Source organism: Pseudonocardia nigra (assembly GCF_019396355.1).
GTDB classification, from domain to species: Bacteria; Actinomycetota; Actinomycetes; order Mycobacteriales; family Pseudonocardiaceae; genus Pseudonocardia; species Pseudonocardia nigra.
In genome coordinates, this window is sequence record NZ_JAHKRK010000073.1 from 12,642 (window position 1) to 30,296 (window position 17,655).

20 protein-coding genes and 2 tRNA genes are annotated in these 17,655 nt (G+C 74.6%); 9 read left to right on the forward strand and 13 right to left on the reverse strand.

All coding sequences use genetic code 11. The features are described from left to right. Positions 1-17 precede the first annotated feature (17 nt). From KME75_RS19220 to KME75_RS19245, 6 genes are all read right to left on the reverse strand, one after another. Positions 18-1,580 (reverse strand): alpha/beta hydrolase, encoded by a 1,563-nt coding sequence (locus KME75_RS19220; protein WP_246632402.1) that lies wholly within the window; start codon positions 1,578-1,580, stop codon positions 18-20. 491 nt (positions 1,581-2,071) lie between these two features. After that, a tRNA-Ala gene (locus tag KME75_RS19225) sits at positions 2,072-2,144 on the reverse strand. A 44-nt stretch (positions 2,145-2,188) separates the two neighbouring features. After that, on the reverse strand, positions 2,189-3,187 hold the full coding sequence (locus KME75_RS19230) for a SepX/GlpR family protein (RefSeq protein WP_219416238.1): 999 nt from the start codon (positions 3,185-3,187) through the stop codon (positions 2,189-2,191). Between the two features lie 127 nt (positions 3,188-3,314). After that, positions 3,315-3,992, reverse strand: coding sequence for a GNAT family N-acetyltransferase (locus tag KME75_RS19235; protein WP_219416239.1), 678 nt, complete (start codon positions 3,990-3,992; stop codon positions 3,315-3,317). 6 nt (positions 3,993-3,998) lie between these two features. Further along, positions 3,999-5,225, reverse strand: coding sequence for a molybdotransferase-like divisome protein Glp (glp, locus tag KME75_RS19240; RefSeq protein WP_219416240.1), 1,227 nt, complete (start codon positions 5,223-5,225; stop codon positions 3,999-4,001). A gap of 5 nt (positions 5,226-5,230) precedes the next feature. After that, on the reverse strand, positions 5,231-6,145 hold the full coding sequence (locus tag KME75_RS19245) for a UTP--glucose-1-phosphate uridylyltransferase (protein ID WP_219416241.1): 915 nt from the start codon (positions 6,143-6,145) through the stop codon (positions 5,231-5,233). 39 nt (positions 6,146-6,184) lie between these two features. On the opposite strand from KME75_RS19245, the gene KME75_RS19250 reads away from it, so the two are divergent. The 4 genes from KME75_RS19250 to mscL all read left to right on the forward strand — a co-directional run bounded on the left by KME75_RS19250 (position 6,185) and on the right by mscL (position 8,479). Next, positions 6,185-6,799 (forward strand): 5-formyltetrahydrofolate cyclo-ligase, encoded by a 615-nt coding sequence (locus tag KME75_RS19250; RefSeq protein WP_219416258.1) that lies wholly within the window; start codon positions 6,185-6,187, stop codon positions 6,797-6,799. Between the two features lie 89 nt (positions 6,800-6,888). After that, on the forward strand, positions 6,889-7,212 hold the full coding sequence (locus KME75_RS19255; protein WP_219416242.1) for an FmdB family zinc ribbon protein: 324 nt from the start codon (positions 6,889-6,891) through the stop codon (positions 7,210-7,212). Between the two features lie 225 nt (positions 7,213-7,437). Continuing rightward, positions 7,438-8,082 (forward strand): SAF domain-containing protein, encoded by a 645-nt coding sequence (locus tag KME75_RS19260; RefSeq protein WP_219416243.1) that lies wholly within the window; start codon positions 7,438-7,440, stop codon positions 8,080-8,082. A 25-nt stretch (positions 8,083-8,107) separates the two neighbouring features. Then, a complete protein-coding gene (gene mscL / locus KME75_RS19265) occupies positions 8,108-8,479 on the forward strand; it encodes a large conductance mechanosensitive channel protein MscL (protein ID WP_308282900.1) in 372 nt (123 codons plus the stop codon). Between the two features lie 2 nt (positions 8,480-8,481). Here mscL and KME75_RS19270 read toward each other — a convergent pair whose 3' ends face one another. After that, the gene (locus KME75_RS19270; RefSeq protein WP_219416244.1) at positions 8,482-8,643 is read right to left on the reverse strand and encodes a hypothetical protein; all 162 of its coding nucleotides are present in this window, start codon (positions 8,641-8,643) and stop codon (positions 8,482-8,484) included. 34 nt (positions 8,644-8,677) lie between these two features. Here KME75_RS19270 and KME75_RS19275 point away from each other — a divergent pair, with 34 nt between their 5' ends. Continuing rightward, positions 8,678-9,064: an antitoxin gene (locus KME75_RS19275; RefSeq protein ID WP_219416245.1), complete on the forward strand. Its 387-nt coding sequence runs from the start codon at positions 8,678-8,680 to the stop codon at positions 9,062-9,064. Positions 9,065-9,073: 9 nt separating this feature from the next. On the opposite strand, the gene KME75_RS19280 is transcribed toward KME75_RS19275, so the two are convergent. From KME75_RS19280 to KME75_RS19295, 4 genes are all read right to left on the reverse strand, one after another. Further along, on the reverse strand, positions 9,074-9,562 hold the full coding sequence (locus tag KME75_RS19280) for a MogA/MoaB family molybdenum cofactor biosynthesis protein (protein ID WP_372452630.1): 489 nt from the start codon (positions 9,560-9,562) through the stop codon (positions 9,074-9,076). A 195-nt stretch (positions 9,563-9,757) separates the two neighbouring features. Beyond that, the gene (locus tag KME75_RS19285) at positions 9,758-11,149 is read right to left on the reverse strand and encodes a S1C family serine protease (protein WP_219416247.1); all 1,392 of its coding nucleotides are present in this window, start codon (positions 11,147-11,149) and stop codon (positions 9,758-9,760) included. 87 nt (positions 11,150-11,236) lie between these two features. Continuing rightward, the gene (locus tag KME75_RS19290) at positions 11,237-12,664 is read right to left on the reverse strand and encodes a sensor histidine kinase (protein WP_219416248.1); all 1,428 of its coding nucleotides are present in this window, start codon (positions 12,662-12,664) and stop codon (positions 11,237-11,239) included. 38 nt (positions 12,665-12,702) lie between these two features. Further along, positions 12,703-13,407: a response regulator transcription factor gene (locus KME75_RS19295; protein ID WP_219416249.1), complete on the reverse strand. Its 705-nt coding sequence runs from the start codon at positions 13,405-13,407 to the stop codon at positions 12,703-12,705. A 132-nt stretch (positions 13,408-13,539) separates the two neighbouring features. Between KME75_RS19295 and KME75_RS19300 the strand changes: the two genes are divergently transcribed. Further along, positions 13,540-14,316, forward strand: a complete 777-nt coding sequence (locus tag KME75_RS19300; protein WP_219416250.1) for a sporulation protein — start codon at positions 13,540-13,542, stop codon at positions 14,314-14,316. A gap of 105 nt (positions 14,317-14,421) precedes the next feature. Next, on the forward strand, positions 14,422-15,558 hold the full coding sequence (locus KME75_RS19305; protein ID WP_308282899.1) for a metallophosphoesterase: 1,137 nt from the start codon (positions 14,422-14,424) through the stop codon (positions 15,556-15,558). Here the strand turns inward: KME75_RS19305 and KME75_RS19310 are convergent, their stop codons facing one another. Next, positions 15,559-16,155: a helix-turn-helix domain-containing protein gene (locus KME75_RS19310; protein WP_219416252.1), complete on the reverse strand. Its 597-nt coding sequence runs from the start codon at positions 16,153-16,155 to the stop codon at positions 15,559-15,561. Positions 16,156-16,308: 153 nt separating this feature from the next. Here KME75_RS19310 and KME75_RS19315 point away from each other — a divergent pair. Together KME75_RS19315 and KME75_RS19320 are read left to right on the forward strand one after the other, a co-directional pair. Further along, positions 16,309-16,384: transfer RNA gene (locus KME75_RS19315), tRNA-Arg, on the forward strand. A 78-nt stretch (positions 16,385-16,462) separates the two neighbouring features. After that, entirely contained in the window at positions 16,463-17,107 is a 645-nt protein-coding gene (locus KME75_RS19320; RefSeq protein ID WP_219416253.1) for a site-specific integrase, read from the forward strand. On the opposite strand, the gene KME75_RS19325 is transcribed toward KME75_RS19320, so the two are convergent. Next, on the reverse strand, positions 17,081-17,655 hold a 575-nt coding region (locus KME75_RS19325), incomplete at its 5' end, for a transposase family protein (RefSeq protein ID WP_219416254.1). The genes KME75_RS19320 and KME75_RS19325 overlap by 27 nt on opposite strands.

Genomic DNA, 17,655 nt, shown 5'->3' on the forward strand with positions numbered 1-17,655 from the left:
GGCCCCGCCCGCTCGCCCTACTTGCCGAGGGCGGCGGGGGACGCGGTCGCGGCGGGCTCCTGAGGGCAGACCGTGCCCGGCTCCGGGGCCTCGCCGGTGGTCAGGTAGCGCTCCACGGCCTCGTCGACGCACGGGCCGCTCGTCCGGTACGACCCGTGGCCGACACCGTCGCGGGTGAGCAGCACACCCGTCTCGAGGACGTCGGCCATCGCCTCGGCCCACGAGTACGGCGTCTGGGAGTCCTCGCGGCCACCGATCACGAGGATCGGCGGGGCGCCCGCCCCCGTCAGCGGACCGGTGAACCGGTTGGGGTTGGCGACCGGCCACTCGGTGCAGGTCAGCGTGACGTAGCCGGAGATCGTCCCGAACCGGGGCGCCAGCTCGCGAAGCCGCTCGGCATTGCGGTCGTGGGCGGCGGGGTCGGCCGGGACGGCCCGGTCGAGGCAGTTGACCGCCATGTTCGACTCGGCGAAAGCGTTCGGGCTGCCGTCGAGGTGGCGCAGCAGGGCCGCCGACAGCGCGTACAGCACCGAGCCGTCCCCCTGCTCCGCCGCGACGAGCCCGGCCGTGAGCACCGGCCACAGCCTGCGGTCGAACACCGCCGTGCGGGCGGCGAGCAGCGCGGTGGCACCGTCCACCCGGCCCTCCGGGGTCGCGGGCGTGGCGGCCACCGCCAGTGGCTGCGCCTCCAGCCGCTCGACCAGCGCGTCGAACGCCTCCGCGGGCCGCCCGGCCCCGAACGGGCAGGCGGGACCCTCCGTCGCGCACGTTGCGAAGTAGCGGTCGAGCAGGGCCTCGGCGCTCACGACCTGATCCACCGTCGCGGCCAGGGGGTCCTCCTGCCAGCGCACCGGGTGGACCGGTTCGTCGAGCACCATGTGCTGCACCCGCTCCGGGAACATCGTCGCGTAGGTGGCCCCGAGCAGCGTGCCGTAGGACAGCCCGAGGTAGCTGATGCGCTCCTCCCCCAGCGCGGCGCGGACGAGGTCCATGTCCCGGGCCACCTCGGCGGTGGACAGCTGCCCGAGCAGGGCCGGGTCGACCGCCTCGGCGCAGCCGATGGCCAGCTCCCGGGCCTCGGCGCGCAGTTGCGGCAGCGGCAGGCCGCCGGACAGGGTCGGATCGAGGTCGAGCGCGAGGTTGGCCTCGCGTTCGGCGTCGGTCAGGCACTGCACCTGGTCACTCGCGCCGACGCCGCGGGGATCCATCCCGACGATGTCGTACCGGGCCTCCAGCTCCGGGCCGAACAGGCTGGCCGGCGTGCCGATGGTGCGCACCATGGTGTCGGCGGGCGCGCCGGGGCCGCCCGGGTTGACGAGCAGCGTGCCGAGCCGGCGTTCCGGGTCGGTCGCGGAGTGGCGCACCAGCCCCAGGTCGAGGCGGGCGCCGTCGGGCTCGGCGTGGTCGACCGGCACCGGCACCGTCGCGCAGTCGAACCCGGTCCCGCACTCCTCCCAGGCGAGGGGTGGGGCGGGGCCGTCCGCGGAGGCGGGGAGCGCGCACCCCGTGACCGCGATCGCCGCGGCCGCCGCGACGACGACCGCGCCGCGGCTCGCACCCCTGCTCATCGTGATCGTCATGGCTCGATCCTCGCGAGCGGAGGGGCGCCGCCCCAGTCCCCGGCGTCATCGGCCGGCGTGACACGGCGGGCGGCCGACGCATGACACTGTCATGGGCGCCGGGTCCGCCGCCGTCCTGATGTCAGCAAGGTGACAATGCTGCCACCGGACGGCAGCAAGGCCACCTTGCTGCCGCTCGCCCGCGGCGTGGTGCGGCCCCCAGCGCGTGGCCCTGACGGCCCGCATGCAAACCACACCAACGCAACCACAGGCCGGGGGGTCCGGGGGGCGAAGCCCCGCCGGGCGGGGTCTGGGGGTTGCACCCCCAGGAGAAGCAACGAGCGAGACCGGCGAGCCCACCCCGCCAGCACGGCGCGCACCAACGCAACCACAGGCCGGGGGGTCCGGGGGGCGAAGCCCCGCCGGGCGGGGTCTGGGGGTTGCACCCCCAGGAGAAGCAACGAGCGAGACCGGCGAGCGCACTCCGCGAGCGCACCTCGCCCAAGAGCGAGTGGAGCTGAGGGGAATCGAACCCCTGACCTACTCGATGCGAACGAGTCGCGCTACCAACTGCGCCACAGCCCCGGTGCCCGGCGTTCCCGTCGGGCGGGATGAACCTTAGCAGCCGCTCATTCGCCCGCTGCGCGGCGGTACCCCCTGCGGGCGGGGACGTCGAGTCCGTGCAGCTCAGGGTCGTCCTCGTCGGCCTCGACCAGTGCCGTCCCGGCCGGGAGCGGCGGGGGCGGGGCGGGGCGCAGGCGGGGCAGTGCGGGCTCGCCCTCGGTGGGGTCGCCCGCGGCGTCGCGCTCGCCCGCCGAGCGCAGCGGCTGCCCCGTCCCGCGGACGCGCTCGGGCCGCTCGGCCAGGAGGTCGTCGGCGGGCCCGTCGTCGCGGTCGGAGTCGTCGGCGAGGTCTTCGGGCAGGTCCTCGTCCCGCTCGTCGTACCCGTCGTATTCGTCGTCGAGGTCCGGCTCGGCGGCCCGGCGGCGGGTCACCTCACGGCCGCGGCGCGCCCACGCGTCGAGCTCCGGGTCGTCGGCGGCCGACGGCCTGCGGGTGCCGGCCATCCGGGCGGCGCGGCGCTCCCGGATCGACTCCTCCAGCCGGACCTGCCGGCGCAGGTAGACGAGGTAGCCGACGAGGACGAGGTCGACCGCGGCGTGCGGCCACCACATCCCGGGCACGGCGACGGCCGCGATCACACCGGTGAGCACGGCGACGACGAGCATCGCGAGCACGACCCGCTGCCGGAACGCGTAGCGGGCGCGGGCGGCGAGCGCTGCGGCCTCCGGGTCGAAGCCACCGCGGCCAGGCCGGTAGCGGGGCGGCGGGCGCTCCCACGCGCGCTCCTCCGACACCGGGTCGGTCCTCCGGTCGTCGCGGTCGTCACCGCGCCTGCGCCCCTCGGCGCGGGTCCCGTCGTCCCTCACGTCCACCTCCAGTTCGCGGCCCGTCTCCGGATCGCAGTCCAGCCCCGGATCCCGGCGCTGCCGCGGTCGCTCGAGTACCCGCCCGGAGAGGGCGGCCACGCTCGGCCGCGCCACCTCCTGCCTGCGCCGCGCGACCGCGGGAACGAGGATGAGCAGCCACAACACCACCAGGCTCGCGAAGATCAACGAGCTCGGCACGGCTGCCTCCTCCCCACGGCGCAGTTCGGGCACGATCCCGTCGCCCCCGCCAAGATCGTGTCCGCTCCCCCACGGTAATGAGCGATTCGGGGCGATCCGGGCAGCGACGCGCCGTCACGTCACACGTTCACTCGTGCGCAGGCGGGCGTTCCGCGCGGCCGGCGGCGACGAGCCTGCCGGTCAGCCCGCCGGGGCCGGTCTCCTCGGCCGTGAGCGCGAAGCAGTAGTGGTCCCGCCAGGCCCCGTCGACGTCGAGGTAGCGCCGGAACAGGCCCTCCTCCCGGAACCCGAGCTTCGCCAGCACCCGCAGGCTCGCGGCGTTCTCCGGCCGCACCGTGGCCTCGACGCGGTGCAGCCCGGCCCGGCCGAAGCAGTGGTCCACGACGAGCGCGACGGCCGCCGTGATCACTCCTCCGCCCGTCACCCGCGAGTCGACCCAGTACCCGACGTAGGCCGACAGCAGCGGTTCGCGCACGACGTTGCCGACCATGACGTGCCCGACGAACCGCCCGTCCAGCGTCACCGCGAACGGCAGCGCCGCCCCGCGCCGCGCGGCCGCCCGCAGCTGCAGCCAGCGGGCGGGCCACTCGCCGGTCGCGTGGCGCTGCTCCCAGCCCCCCGGCATGGTCGGCTCCCACGACGCGAGGTGGCGTTCGTCCCGGATCCGGATCTCCGACCACGCCCTGCCGTCACGCAGCCACACCGGCCGCACCGCCACCCGGCCGGCCCGGACCTGCAGCGGCCCGAGGTGGGCAGGCCAGCCCGGATGCCGCCCGGAGACGCGCCCCGGGTATGCGTGTGCCATCGGCGGTCAGGCCGGCGCGGGCAGGAAGGCCACGTTCACCGGCTCGTCGACGCCCACCTCGGTGGCGTCCTCCGGCACGACGATCAGCGCGTTCGCCTCGGTGAGCGACGACAGCAGGTGGGTGCCGGAGGTGCCGAGCGGCTGCACGAGGTAGTCGCCGGTGGCCTGCTCGCGCAGCAAGCGCCCGCGCAGGTACCCGCGCCGACCTGGGACCGAGGTGATCGGGGACGTCAGCCGGGCGGTCAGGGTGCGCCGGTAGGGGTCGGTGCGACCGAGCGCCAGCCGGACCAGCGGCCGGACCAGCACCTCGAACAGCAGCAGCGCCGTGGCGGGGGTGGACGGGAACAGGAAGGTGGGGACCCCGTCCGGGCCGAGCCTGCCGAACGCCTGGCTTGATCCGGGGTGCATGGCGACGCGGGTGGCGTCGATGTCGCCGAGCCCGGCGAGGGCGGCGTGCACCTCGGCGCCCGCGTTCCCGCCGACGGCCCCGCAGACCACGATGACGTCGCTGAACGGGAGCCGGTCCTGCAGTGCGGCGCTGACCTCGCGCGCGTCACCGCGCACGAGCCCGGCCCGGGACGTCTCCGCGCCCGCCTCCCGGGCGGCGGCGGTGAGCGCGTGCGAGCAGATGTCGGCCACCTGGCCTGCGCCCGGCGTGCGGGCCAGGTCGACGAGCTCGTCGCCCACCGAGATCACCGACACCCTGGGCTTCGGGTGCACGAGCACCTTGTCGCGGCCTGCCGCGGCGAGCAGCGCCACCTGGGCCGAGCCGATCACGGTGTCCCGCCGCACGGCGACGTCGCCCGGCTGCACGTCCTCACCGATCCGGCGGACGAACGACGCCGACGGCACCGCGCGGTGCACGGCGAGGCGGGCCGTCCCGCCGTCGGTGAACCCGACCGGGACGACCGCGTCGGCGAGCGTCGGCAGCGGTGCACCCGCGGTGACCCGCACGGCCTGCCCCGGCTGCAGCCGCAGCGGCTGGCGCGACCCGGTCGGGATCTCCCCGACCACGGGGATCGTGACCGGGTCGTCGGGGGCCGCGCCCGCCAGATCGACGCTGCGCACGGCATAGCCGTCGATCGCCGCCTGGTCGAACCCCGGCAGCGGCCGGGACGCCACTATCTCCTCGGCGCACCGCAGGCCGTGGGCCTCGGAGATCGCCACCCGCACCGGGGCGGGCTTCACCGCGGTGGCCAGCACCCGCTCGAGCTGCTCGTCGACCGATCGCACCGGGGTCAGCCGTTCAGGCGGGAGGCCAGCCACTCGCGCAGGTCGGGCCCGTAGTTCGGGTCCTCCAGCGCGAAGTCGACGAACGCGCGGACGTAGCCGCCGGGATTGCCGAGGTCGTGTCGGCCGCCGCGGTGCACCACCACGTGGACGGGATGGCCCTCCTCGATCAGCAGCGCGACCGCGTCGGTGAGCTGCAGCTCCCCGCCCGCGCCGGGGGTGATCCGGTCCAGGGCGTCGAAGATCGCGCGGTCGAGCAGGTAGCGGCCGGCGGCGGCGAGCGTCGACGGGGCCTCGTCGGGGGCGGGCTTCTCGACCATGCCGTGGACGCGCTTGACGTCCTCGTCGTCGGTGTCGGTGACCTCGAAGACCCCGTACGCGGCGATCTCCCCGCGCGGGACGTCGAACGCGCACAGCACGCTGCCGCCGTGGCGCCTGCGTACCTCGGCCATCGTCGCGAGCACCCCGGTGGGCAGCACGAGGTCGTCGGGCAGCAGGACCGCGAAGGCCTCCTCGTCGGGTCCGATCGCCTCCCGCGCGCAGCCGACCGCGTGCCCGAGGCCCTTCGCCTCGTCCTGCGTGACCGTGCGGACGTCGATCAGCTCGTGCGCCCTGCGCACCTTCGCCACCAGGTCGTCCTTGCCGCGGGACTGCAGCTCCTTCTCCAGCTCCGAGGAGTCGGCGAAGTGGGCGGCCACGGCGTCCTTGCCCGGCGAGGTGACGATGAGCAGCTGCTCGGCCCCCGCCTCGGCCGCCTCGGCCGCGACGAGCTCGATGCCCGGCGTGTCGAGGACGGGCAGCAACTCCTTGGGAACCGTCTTGGTCGTGGGGAGGAAGCGGGTGCCCAGGCCTGCGGCCGGCACGACGGCCGAGCGGAACGGCGGACCACTCCGTGCCGTGGGGTCGTTCACAGGCTCACTCATGGTCAGCGAGCCTATCGGCGACAGTAGCGTTGGCGCGTGATGGGACGCGCCGACACGACCGGGCCGGAGGACACCGCGGCGGCGAAGGCCCGCCTCCGGCCGCTTCTCCTGGCGGCGCGCCGAGCCCTGTCCCCCGCCGTGCGCGCGCAGCGGGCGGCGGCGCTGACGGTCGCGGCCGTGCGGCTGGCCGCGGAGACGGGCGGCCCGATCTGCGCGTACCTGCCGGTCGGGACCGAACCCGGCTCTCCCGATCTGGTCGACGCCCTGCGCGCGGCCGGCCACGAAGTGCTGCTGCCGGTGGTGCCGGCGCGGCCCGGGCCACTGGACTGGGCGCCCTACACCGGCCGGGACTCGCTGGCCGCCGGGCCGCTCGGGCTGCGCGAGCCGACCGCGCCCCGCCTCGGGACGGCCGCGATCGAGCGCGCCCGGCTGGTGCTCGTCCCCGCGCTCGCGGCCGACCGGGCGGGCGGCCGCCTCGGCCGGGGCGGGGGCTACTACGACCGGACGCTGCCGTCGGTGGCCCGGGACGTTCCGCTCGTGGTGCTGCTCAACGACGAGGAGCTGCTCGACGCCGTGCCGGTGGAGCCGCACGACCGTCCCGTCACCGCGGCGCTGCTCCCCGAGGCGGGCGTCACTGCGCTGGGGAACAACTGACGACCGCGGCGGGTTATGCTGGCACTCAGTGAGTTCGAGTGCCAGAACCCTCGGGCACTCTCCTCGAAACTTGCAGTCCGGAGGGACACGTGCCGACCTACCAGTACGCCTGCACCGCCTGCGACCACCGGTTCGAGGCAGTGCAGTCCTTCTCCGAGGCGTCGCTGACCGAGTGCCCCGCGTGCTCCGGCGGCGTGCGGAAGGTCTTCTCCTCGGTGGGGATCGTGTTCAAGGGCAGCGGCTTCTACCGCACCGACAGCCGTTCGGGCGCGGGCAGCACCGTCGCCAAGGCCGAGTCGAAGAGCGAGTCCGCGAAGAGCGAGTCGTCGAGCAGCAGCAGCACCAAGGACAGCTCGTCGAGCAGCAGCTCGAGCAGCACCCCGTCCAGCGCGCCCGCGGCCGCAGCGTCCTGACACGGGGCACACGCCGGGCGTAGCACCGGCCGACCGCCACCCACGCACCCCGTTCCGGCTCACGCACCTCGTCGCGGCGCACGCCCCCGTCGACGGGGAGCATCCAGCGAAACGGGGTGCGTCGCCGTCCGGGTGCCCCGCGGGAGTTGTCCACATCCCCACACGGCTGTCCACAGGTTCGTGGTACGCCGGTCACGGGGGCGCGGTCCGTCCTAGCGTCGCCCCATGAGCGACCGCCTCGCCCCGCGCCTGCACCACCGCCTCGCAGGTCTCCTGCCGACTCCGGGCTGGCGCCGGGTTGCCCTCCTGCGCCGTGTGGCCGCCGCCGGGCTGGTCACGCTCGCACTCGTACTGGCGCTCGCGCCCGGCGCAGGGGTCGGTGGTGTCCCGCTCGTGGTCGTCGCGGCCGACCTCCCCGCGGGCAGCACGCTCTCCGCTGCCGATCTCACGCTCCGGGACTGGCCCGCCGACCTCGCGCCCGCCGGGGCCCTGCGTGAGGTCGCGGCCGCGGAGGGCCGGGTGCTCGCCGGGGCCGCGCGGGCGGGCGAACCCGTCACCGACGTCCGACTGGCCGGCGCCGGGCCCGCGGTCGCGCTGGCCGGTGGCCCCGACGCGGCGGCCGTCCCCGTCCGGCTCGCGGATGCCGGGGTGGCCGGGCTCCTCACGCCGGGCAGTCGGGTCGACGTCGTCACGCCCGGCGCCCGCGCCGACGAGCCGGTCGTGCTCGCCGCCGATGCGGTCGTGCTCGCGGTGCTGCCCGCCGAGTCGACCACGGCCGGGCGGCTGGTGATGGTCGCGATGCCACGCGGGCTGGCGAGTCGCGTCGCGGCGGCCTCACTCAGCGAGCAGGTGGCCGTTACGCTCCGCTAGCGTGATCAAGGGTTTCTAAGACTTCATCCTCCGCGGCAATGTCGTCGACCTCGCCGTCGCGGTGGTGATCGGCGCGGCGTTCAGCACCATCGTCACGGCGTTCACCCAGAGCATCCTCCAGCCGCTGATCAACGCGGTCACGCCGCCGAGCAGCCCGGGCTTCGGGATCCAGCTCGTCGCGGGCAAGGAGAGCACCTACATCGACGTCGCGGCCGTCATCAGCGCGGCGGTGAACTTCCTCATCGTCGCCGCGGTGGTGTACTTCCTCATCGTGCTGCCGCTCAACTCCCTCAAGGAGCGGCGCAAGCGCGGCGAGGAGGCGGGCCCGGCGGAACCCACCGACGTGGAACTGCTCGCCGAGATCCGCGACCTGCTGCGGGCCCAGCAGCGGAACTGACGTCAGTCGCGGTCGTGGTGCGGTGGCCGGTTCGCCAGCAGCTCCTCGTCGGTGGCCGAGCCGCGCTCGTCACGGTCGTCGCGCTCGTCGGAGGTGGTGGACGGCAACACGTCGCCGAACACCTCGTCCAGCCTGCGGCGCACCCGATCCGGCAGTTCGTCCACCCCTCCATCCTGCACCGGTGCCACGATGGGGCGCGTGGGACTCACCGACAAGGCCAAGGAGCTCGCCGACACCGCGCTCGAGTACGCGGGCAAGGCGGGTGAGAAGGCCGCGCAGCTGTCCGGCGCGGCGCGGGAGAAGGCGCCCGGCTACGTGGACCGGGCGGCCGAGCTGGCCGACCGGGCGGTGGACGCAGCCACCTCACGGGTCGACCAGGCCACCGGCGGTCGCTTCCACGAGCGGCTGGACAGCGCGCGGACGAAGGTCGGCGAGGCACTCGACCAGCCACGCCCGGCCGCCACCGAGGGCGAGGGCGAGGGCATCGTCCCCGGCTCCGTCACCGACGTCGCGGGGCAGACCGGAGCCCCGATCACCCCGGCCGCCACGAACCCCGACGCCGTGGACGCCCCGCCGAAGGGGTGACTCGCGGCCTCAGTTCAGCCCCGACAGCTCCGTGATCACGTGGGCGACGAGCGGGGTGAGCGTGGCCATCCCGTCGCGGACCGCGGCCCGGGACGAGGCGAGGTTGACCACCAACGTGCTGCCCGAGACCCCGACCAGGCCGCGGGACAGACCTGCGTCCACGGCGCCCGCGGCGAGCCCGGACGCACGGATGGCCTCGGCGATGCCGGGGATCGGCCGGTCGAGCACGCCCGCGGTGGCGTCGGCGGTGACGTCCCGCGGAGACACACCGGTGCCGCCCACGGTCACGACCAGGTCGACGCCGCCGATCACGGCGGTGTTGAGCGCGTTGCGGATGGCGACCGGGTCGCCTGGCACCACCACGATGCCGTCGACCACCAGCCGGGCTTCCTCGAGCAGCTCGGTGACCAGTGGCCCGATGGCGTCCTCGTGTTCGCCGTGGCTCACCCGGTCGTCGACGACGACGACGAGTGCTCGACCGATCTGGGGCGGCGCCATCTCCATGTGGTCACCGTATCGGGACCGGTGCGGGGACCGGAGTACCGGTGGCCAGGAGCGGTGGGACCACGCCGGCGCTGGGAGGGGGGCCGGCGCCGACGCGGTCCCGACGTCCCGGGCCACGGGGCACCGCAGACGGGACGTCCGAAAACGGAAGCATCCTGCGGGGATGCCGTCAACCGCAGGCGGCGCCCATCACCCCGTCTCGCTCGCCAACGTCACCTGAACCTCCTGACCGTCGACGACCAGCGTCACCCGGTCGCCGGGTGCGTTCTCCCGGATCGCCGCGACGAGCTCGTCGCCCCCCGAGATGATGCGGTCGTCGACGCGGGTGACGACCTGCCCCTCCCGCAGGCCGGCGCGGTCGGCCGGGCCGCCCGGGGTGACCGGCCCGAGCACGGCGCCGTCGAGCTCCCGCGCCCCGACGGCGACCTGCACGCCGAGAACGGCGCGGGTGGCCCGTCCGGTGGCCTCGAGCTCCTGCGCGGTGCGTCGCGCCTGGTTGATGGGGATCGAGAACCCGACGCCGATCGAGCCGCCCTGCGCACCCGTGGTGGCGATCGCCGAGTTGATCCCGACGACGCGGCCCTGCATGTCCACCAGCGGCCCGCCGGAGTTGCCCGGGTTGATCGCGGCGTCGGTCTGGAGGGCGTTGAGCACGGTCGCGTCGCCGCCGCCCGGCTCGCCGCCGACGCTCACGGCGCGGTCGAGGGCGCTGATGATGCCCGTGGTGACCGAGCCGCCGAGCCCGAGCGGCGAGCCGATCGCCACGACCTGTTGCCCCACGCGCACGGCGTCGGAGTTGCCCAGCTCGATCGGCGTGAGCCCGGAGACGCCCTGCGCCCGCAGCACGGCGAGGTCCGACGTCGGGTCGCGGCCGATGATCCGCGCCGGGGTGGTCGACCCGTCCTGGAACACCGCGACGACCGAGCCGCCGTCCGCGGCGGGCTCGACGACGTGGTTGTTGGTCAGCAACAGCCCGTCGGCGCTGAGCACCATGCCCGAGCCCTCACCGGCGGACCCGGGCCCGGTGACGCGCAGCTGCACCACGCTCGGCAGTACGCGCTCCGCGACGGCCTCCACGGCGGTCAGCGGCGCCGCCGCCTCGTCGACCTCGGGCAGGGGTGCGCTCAGCACGCCCGCCGAACCGCTCCGGTCGGCGAACGAGTAGCCCACGGCGCCGCCCACCCCTCCGCCCACGACGGCCGCCACGAGGGCCACCAGTGCCGCGCCGGCGATCGTCCGCCGACCGCGCGGCGGGGCCGGGGCGGGCCGGAAGTCCCGCGGCGGCCATCCGTAGGCCGGAACGGGCGTGGTGGGAAAGGGTCCGGGACGGTCACCCGGGCCGAAGGAACCGGGGGCCTGCCCCGGCCAGAAGCCACCCGGGCCGCCCGGATGGGCGCCGAACGGGGGTTGCGCCGCCGGGGTGGGCGGACCGGACGGCGTGACGCCTTCCCGTTCCTCGGCCGGCCTGTCCTCGGGGCGGTACCCGGCCGGTCGCGCCCACGGGTTCGGCTCGCCGCCCTGCCCGCTCGCCTCCACCGGCCCGGTGGGCGTGGCGTCGGGTTCGGGGGTGTCGTTCGCCATGCCATCACCGTTCCCGAGCAGTTCGACCGGACCTCCGCCGAGCCTACGAGCAGCCGGCGGCTGCCCGCGGAGTACCCGAGCCGGTGATCAGTAGTGCGGGCGGCGCCCGGGCAGCCGCAGCGCGAGCAGGGCGCCGCCTTCCGGCGCCCGGCCGGCCCAGACCGCGCCGCCGTGCCGCACCGCCACCTGCCGGACGATCGCCAGCCCCAACCCGGAGCCGGGCATCGTCCGGGACGTGTCGGCGCGGTAGAACCGGTCGAACACCCGCGGCATGTCCTCCTCCGCGATGCCGGGCCCGGAGTCGGCGACCTCGAGCACCATCGACCACTCGTCGAGCGGTCGCATCTGCACCCGTACGGTGCCGCCCGGCGGGCTCCACTTCGCGGCGTTGTCGAGCAGGTTCAACACGGCCCGCTCCAGTGCCGTGGCGTCGCCGACGAGCGCCCACGGCACGAGCATCGGCACGAACTCGACGTCGCCGGCGCGGCGCCGGGCCCGTTCCAGTGCCCGCAGCACGACGTCGGTGAGCTCCAGCGGCTCGTGCACCACGAGCGGGGCGTCGTCCCTCGCCAGCTCCACGAGGTCGCCCACCAGCGTGGAGAGCTCCGCGACCTGCGCCTGGACGTCCTCGAGGATCTCCGCCCGGTCCGCGTCCGGCAGCGCCGGCGCGCCGGGCCTGCTCGCCGCCGCCAGGAGCTCCAGGTTCGTGCGCATCGACGTCAGCGGGGTGCGCAGCTCGTGCCCGGCGTCCGCGACGAGGCGGCGCTGCTGCTCCTGGGACGCGGCGAGCGCGCCGAGCATGTCGTTGAAGCTCAGGGTGAGCCGCGCCAGCTCGTCCGAGCCGTCGACGGGGATCGGCCGCAGCTCACCGGTGGCGGCGACCCGTTCGGTGGCGGCGGTGAGCCGGTCCACCGGACGCAGCCCCGCGCGCGCGACGGCCACGCCCGCGAAGGCGGCGAGCACCACGCCGATGCCGCCGACGATCGGCAGCGACAGCCCCAGCTTCGTGAGCACCTGCTGTGTCGCGTCGAGCCGCTGCGCGATCACCAGCGCCCGGCCCGGCCCGGCCTGCACCGCCACCACCCGGTACGGGACGTCGCCCACCTTCCCGGTGCGCACGGAGTACTCGGCCGCCCCGCGCGCCACCGCGAGCTCCTCCACGCCCAGCGGAGGAGCCGACGCCTGCGCCTCGGCGGAGATGGCGCCGCGGTCGGCGAGCAGCAGGGCCAGCCGGATGTCACCCGCGCCCAGCGCCTCCGTGGGCAGCGTCGCGAGCTGCTCCGGGTCGGCCAGCTCGCTCTGCGCGGCCGCGGTGGCGCGTTGCAGGAGGTTGGCGTCGAGCGTCTGCAGGATGTTCACCCGCACGGTGACGAACGCCGCCACCGACACGAGGATCACCGCGACGGCGGCGACGAGCGCAGCGAGGAGCCCGATGCGGGAGCGCAGCGACAGGTGATCGAGCACCTCGACGCGCGGCGTCGACCCGTCGGAGCGGATCTTGGGCGGGCTGCTCACGGCACTCACGGTGTCGATGCGCGATCTCGCACGCTCGCTCACGGCGGGGTGTCGCGCAGGACGTACCCGACCCCGCGCACGGTGTGGATCAGCCGCGGCTCGCCCTCGGCCTCGGTCTTACGACGCAGGTAGCCGATGTAGACCTCGAGCGCGTTGCCGGTGGTCGGAAAGTCGTAGCCCCACACCTGCTCGAGGATCTGCGCCCGGGTCAGCACCCGGCGGGGATGGGCGAGCAGCAGCTCCAGCAGCGAGAACTCGGTGCGGGTGAGGCTGATCGAGCGCTCGCCCCGGCACACCTCGCGGGTGTCGGGGTCGAGGCTGAGGTCGGCGAACTCCAGCACCGGGCTGCCGCCCTGCCCCGCCGCGGCCGCGATGTCCTCCGGCGAGCGGCGGCGCAGCAGCGCCCGCAGCCGGGCGAGCAGCTCCTCCAGCGCGAACGGCTTGGGCAGGTAGTCGTCGGCACCCGCATCGAGCCCGGCCACCCGGTCGGAGACCGCGTCCCGCGCGGTGAGCACGAGGATCGGCAACTCGTCACCCGCCGCGCGCATCCGCCGACACACCTCGAGGCCGTCCAGCCGCGGCATCATCACGTCGAGCACCATCGCGTCCGGCCGGGAGGCGGACACGGCATCGAGGGCCGCCTGCCCGTCGTTCGCGAGCTCGACCTGGTAGCCGTTGAACGCGAGCGAGCGGCGCAGCGACTCCCGGACGGACCGGTCGTCGTCGACCACGAGGATGCGCATACGCCCAGTCTGGACGGCCGGTCTGAGACCCGCCTGAGAGGTAGTTGTGCCGCGCACCACTCGGCATCCGTCCGGGTGCCCCCGCCGTAGGCCATGCTCGGAGCGGTAGCGAGCGACGATCTGGAGGGGCACGTGTTCAAGAGGCTCAAGGCGGTCTTCGGCGGCGGCACCACCGTGGAGACCGAGGTGCACACCGCGGTCGCCCGGCCCGGCGGGCGGCTCGACGGCGTGATCGAGGTCGTCGGGGGCGACGTCGAGCAGGAGATCAGGTACCTGGCGCTGGCGCTCGAGGCGCGCGTCGAGGTGGAGACCGACAACGGCGAGCACCACGCCGACGAGCGCTTCGCCTCGCAGCAGGTGCACGGCGCCTTCCCCCTGCACCCCGGCGAGCAGCGGTCGGTGCCGTTCTCGATCGACGTCCCGCTGGAGACCCCGTTCAACGTGCTCGGGGGCCGCGACCTGCCGGGCGTGCGGCTCGGGCTGCGCACCGAGCTGGAGATCGCGCGGTCGCTCGACAAGGGCGACTTCGACCCCATCCGGGTGGCGCCGCTGCCGGCGCAGGAACGGATCCTGGCGACGCTGGAGCGCATCGGGTGCCGCTTCCGGCGCAGTGACCTCGAACGCGGCCGGATCCGGGGATCGGCGCTGCCGTTCTACCAGGAGCTGGAGTTCACCTCGCCCGCCGAGTTCGCCCGGGCCGTGTCCGAGCTGGAGGTGACGTTCCTCGCCGGGCCGCACGGGATGGACGTGCTGCTGGAGGGTGTCCGCCGCGGCGGGTTCCTCGACGCGGGCGGCGACCGGGTCGTCCGGTTGTCGGTGGCCTACGACGCGGTGGAGCGCACCGACTGGGAGTCGGCGCTGCGCCACCACCTGCAGGAGCTGGGCCGCCGCCGGGGCCTGTTCGGCTGAGCCGCCAGGGCGACTCGCATGTCGAAACGGGGCGACTCGCGCGTCGAAACGGGGCGACTCGCGGGGGTCGAGGCTCCCGCGGCGCAGGGAGGGCAGGATCGGCCCGTGGTGTTCGCGGTGGTGGTGGTGCTGGCGGCGGTCGCGCTGATCCACCTGTACGTGTACCGCCGCGCCGTCCACGACGTGACGGCCGCGCGGCGGGTCCGCCGGCCGGCCGCGGTGGCGTTCGTCCTGCTCGGGCTGGCCGTCGCCGCCGCGTTCCTCGGCAGGCGCGCGCTGTCGCCGGACGCGGCCCGGCCCCTGCACCACGTGGCGTACCTGTGGCTCGCGGTGCTGCTGTACCTGGCCGCGCTGCTGGCGGTGGGCGAGCTGGTGCGGCTGGCGGTGCGGTTCGTACGGGGCAGGCCGTCGGAGGAGCGGCGCCGCTTCCTCTCGCGGGTGATCGCGGCTGGCGCCGGCGTCGTGGCCGTGGGCACGGTCGGCTACGGGGCCGCCGTGGCGCGCCGGGTGCGGGTGGAGCGCCGGGAGGTGCTGCTCGACCGGCTCCCCGCGGAGTTCGACGGCTACACCATCGCCGCGGTGTCCGACATCCACCTGGGCCCGCTCGTCGACGGCGGCGACCTCGCCGAGATCGTCGCGCTGGTCAACGCGGCCGGGCCGGACATCGTCGCCGTCGTCGGCGACCTCGTGGACGGCGGTGTCGACGTCCTCGGCGGGTACGCCGCCCCGCTGGCCGACCTCGCGGCGCCCACCTACTTCGTCACCGGCAACCACGAGTACTACTCGGATCCGGCCGACTGGGTGGCGTTCCTGCCGACGCTCGGGGTGCGGGTGCTGCGCAACGAGCGGGTGGAGCTGCGCCGCGGTGCCGCCGTGCTCGACCTCGCCGGGTGCGACGACCGCACCGCCGCCGGCTCCGGTGTGCCCGGCCACGGCTTCGATCTGGACGCCGCGCTCGCCGGACGCGACCCCGACCGGCCGGTGGTGCTCCTCGCGCACCAGCCCGTGATGGTCGAGCACGCGGCGCGCGCCGGCGTCGACCTGCAGATCTCGGGGCACACACACGGCGGGCAGCTGTGGCCGCTCACCGCGGTGGCCCTGGTCGACCAGCCGGTCCTCGCCGGGCTGACCCGGTTCGGCCCGACGTGGCTCTACGTGACGCGCGGTGTCGGGTTCTGGGGCCCGCCCGCGCGGGTCGGCTCGCCCCCGGAGGTCACCCTGCTGACGCTGCGCGCCCGCTGATCACCGCCGGTTCCGCGGGGCGGCGCGCAGGTGCATGCGCTCGCCCTGGGGGCCGAAGAGGCTGAGCAGCTCCACCGGCCCCTTCCCCGTCCCCCCGAACCAGTGCGGCAGGCGGGTGTCGAACTCCGCCACCTCGCCGGCCCGCAGGACGACGTCGTGCTCAGCGAGCACCAGCCGCATTCGCCCGCTGAGGACGTACAGCCACTCGTAGCCCTCGTGCGTACGCGGGTCGGGCTCGGTGCGCTCGGCCACCCCGATCGTCATCTTGTACGCCTGCAGCTGGCCCGGCTGCGCGGTGAGCGGCGTGTAGGTGATCCCGTCGCGCACTACGGGCCGAAGCCGCACGCGCGGATCGTCGACCGGCGGCGCCCCCACGAGCTCGTCCAGCGGCACCCGGTGCGCCCTGGCGATCGGCAGCAGCAGCTCGAGACTGGGCTTGCGACCGCCGGACTCCAGCCGCGACAGCGTGCTCACCGAGATGCCGGTGGACCGCGACAGCGCCGCGAGGGTGACGCCCCGCTGCTGACGCAGGTGGCGCAGCCTCGGCCCGACGCCGGTGAGCACGCCCTCGAGGTCCTCGGGCTCGGTCTCGGTCATCCGCCCATGCTTCCAGGGAATTCGCGGTCTCGGCAACCAGGACTTGCCATTCTGCGCCGGAGCCCCGGTCCCGGCGGCCGGGCACCGACGGTCGTCCACGAGGCGGAGACCTGGTCCGGGCAGGGGCGGCACGTGGCCTAGGATGCGAGTGTCGCCCTCGTAGCTCAGGGGATAGAGCGTCGGTTTCCTAAACCGTGCGTCGCAGGTTCGAATCCTGCCGGGGGCACCAAGGTCAGAGCGTTATAGCACTAGGCCGCACGCTTCACATGGAGCCATATGTGGAGCGAACCGCTGCTAACCTCCCTACATGGCGCCCTCTGGCTCCACGCGGCGCAGCCGGAACCGCGGCGAGATCGAGACCCTGCCCAGCGGCTCGCTGCGCGTGCGCGTCTATGCCGGCATCGACCCGATCTCGGGCAAGCGGCACTACCTGAGCGAAGTCGTGCCGGCGGGCAAGGATGCGGGCAAGCTGGCCGAGAAGGCCCGCACGCGGATGCAGGCCGAGGTCGACGACCGCCGGAGCCCACGCACGAAGGCGACCGTCGGTCAGCTGATGGCGCGCTACCTCGACGTGCTCCAGGTCGGGCGAATCGACGGCGAGACCCTCGACTCCTTCTACTCCGAGCTGCGCCGCTGCAGGAAGCACTGCCGCGGTAAGCGCGTCGTCGACCACCGGACGGCGCGCGAGCACGAGTGCGACGAGCGGTGCGGAGCCCACCAGTGCCGACCCATGAGTAACTCGTCGGTCCGCCAGATCCACAACCTGCTCAATGGAGCATTCACGCGAGCCGTGCGGTGGCGATGGATCGGCAGCAACCCCGTCCGGCAGGCCGAGCCGCCACCCCTTCCACGGGCCAATCCGCAGCCGCCGACGCCCGCACAGGCGGCGGCAATCGCGACGAACGCCTGGACCGATCCCGGGGCCTTATTCATAAGCCGCGAAGAAGAATAGTCCGACAATGGCTTTGACTGCGCTCGGGTACTTGCTGATCGGTGCGCGGTATCGGCCGCCTTCTTCGCTGAGCATCCGCCACGTCTTGAGATGAGCGATGGCATGTTCCACGGCGGCCCGCATTTTGCTGAGGGCGGTGTTGAACTCGATCTGGCTCGGGTCGAGGTCGATACCGGGGAGCCTCTTGTACGGGACGGTGTCGATGCCGTCGACGCCGATGTAGCCCAGGTCGGCCACGGACGGGAAGTCGGCAAGGACCTTGGCGAGGACCTTGGCGAGTCCGGACGCGGCATAGGCGTGAGCGTCGTGTCGGGCACCGTGCACCGGGATCTCTCCTACGGCGACAAGATCACCATCCAAGGTCGCGGCGACCTGAAGATTCATCCCGGGGAAGCCCACCTTGGACGAGTACAGGTCGGGGATGTTCCGCCAGTCCCATGTCGGGCACACCGTGCCGTCGACCAGCACAGTTCCCCTGCCGGCGACCTCCCGCGGGGTCGGCCGGACCGCGGCGAGGGCATCGCCGATGATCGGCCGCAGCAGGTCCC

Bases quoted from the DNA above. Each gene is read 5' to 3' on its own strand.
- KME75_RS19220 (WP_246632402.1), bottom strand. From the start codon at position 1,580: ATGACGATCACGATGAGCAGGGGTGCGAGCCGCGGCGCGGTCGTCGTC.
- KME75_RS19235 (WP_219416239.1), bottom strand. From the start codon at position 3,992: ATGGCACACGCATACCCGGGGCGCGTCTCCGGGCGGCATCCGGGCTGG.
- KME75_RS19245 (WP_219416241.1), bottom strand. From the start codon at position 6,145: ATGAGTGAGCCTGTGAACGACCCCACGGCACGGAGTGGTCCGCCGTTC.
- KME75_RS19250 (WP_219416258.1), top strand. From the start codon at position 6,185: ATGGGACGCGCCGACACGACCGGGCCGGAGGACACCGCGGCGGCGAAG.
- KME75_RS19260 (WP_219416243.1), top strand. From the start codon at position 7,438: ATGAGCGACCGCCTCGCCCCGCGCCTGCACCACCGCCTCGCAGGTCTC.
- KME75_RS19280 (WP_372452630.1), bottom strand. From the start codon at position 9,562: ATGGCGCCGCCCCAGATCGGTCGAGCACTCGTCGTCGTCGTCGACGAC.
- KME75_RS19285 (WP_219416247.1), bottom strand. From the start codon at position 11,149: ATGGCGAACGACACCCCCGAACCCGACGCCACGCCCACCGGGCCGGTG.
- KME75_RS19295 (WP_219416249.1), bottom strand. From the start codon at position 13,407: ATGCGCATCCTCGTGGTCGACGACGACCGGTCCGTCCGGGAGTCGCTG.
- KME75_RS19310 (WP_219416252.1), bottom strand. From the start codon at position 16,155: ATGACCGAGACCGAGCCCGAGGACCTCGAGGGCGTGCTCACCGGCGTC.
- KME75_RS19320 (WP_219416253.1), top strand. From the start codon at position 16,463: ATGGCGCCCTCTGGCTCCACGCGGCGCAGCCGGAACCGCGGCGAGATC.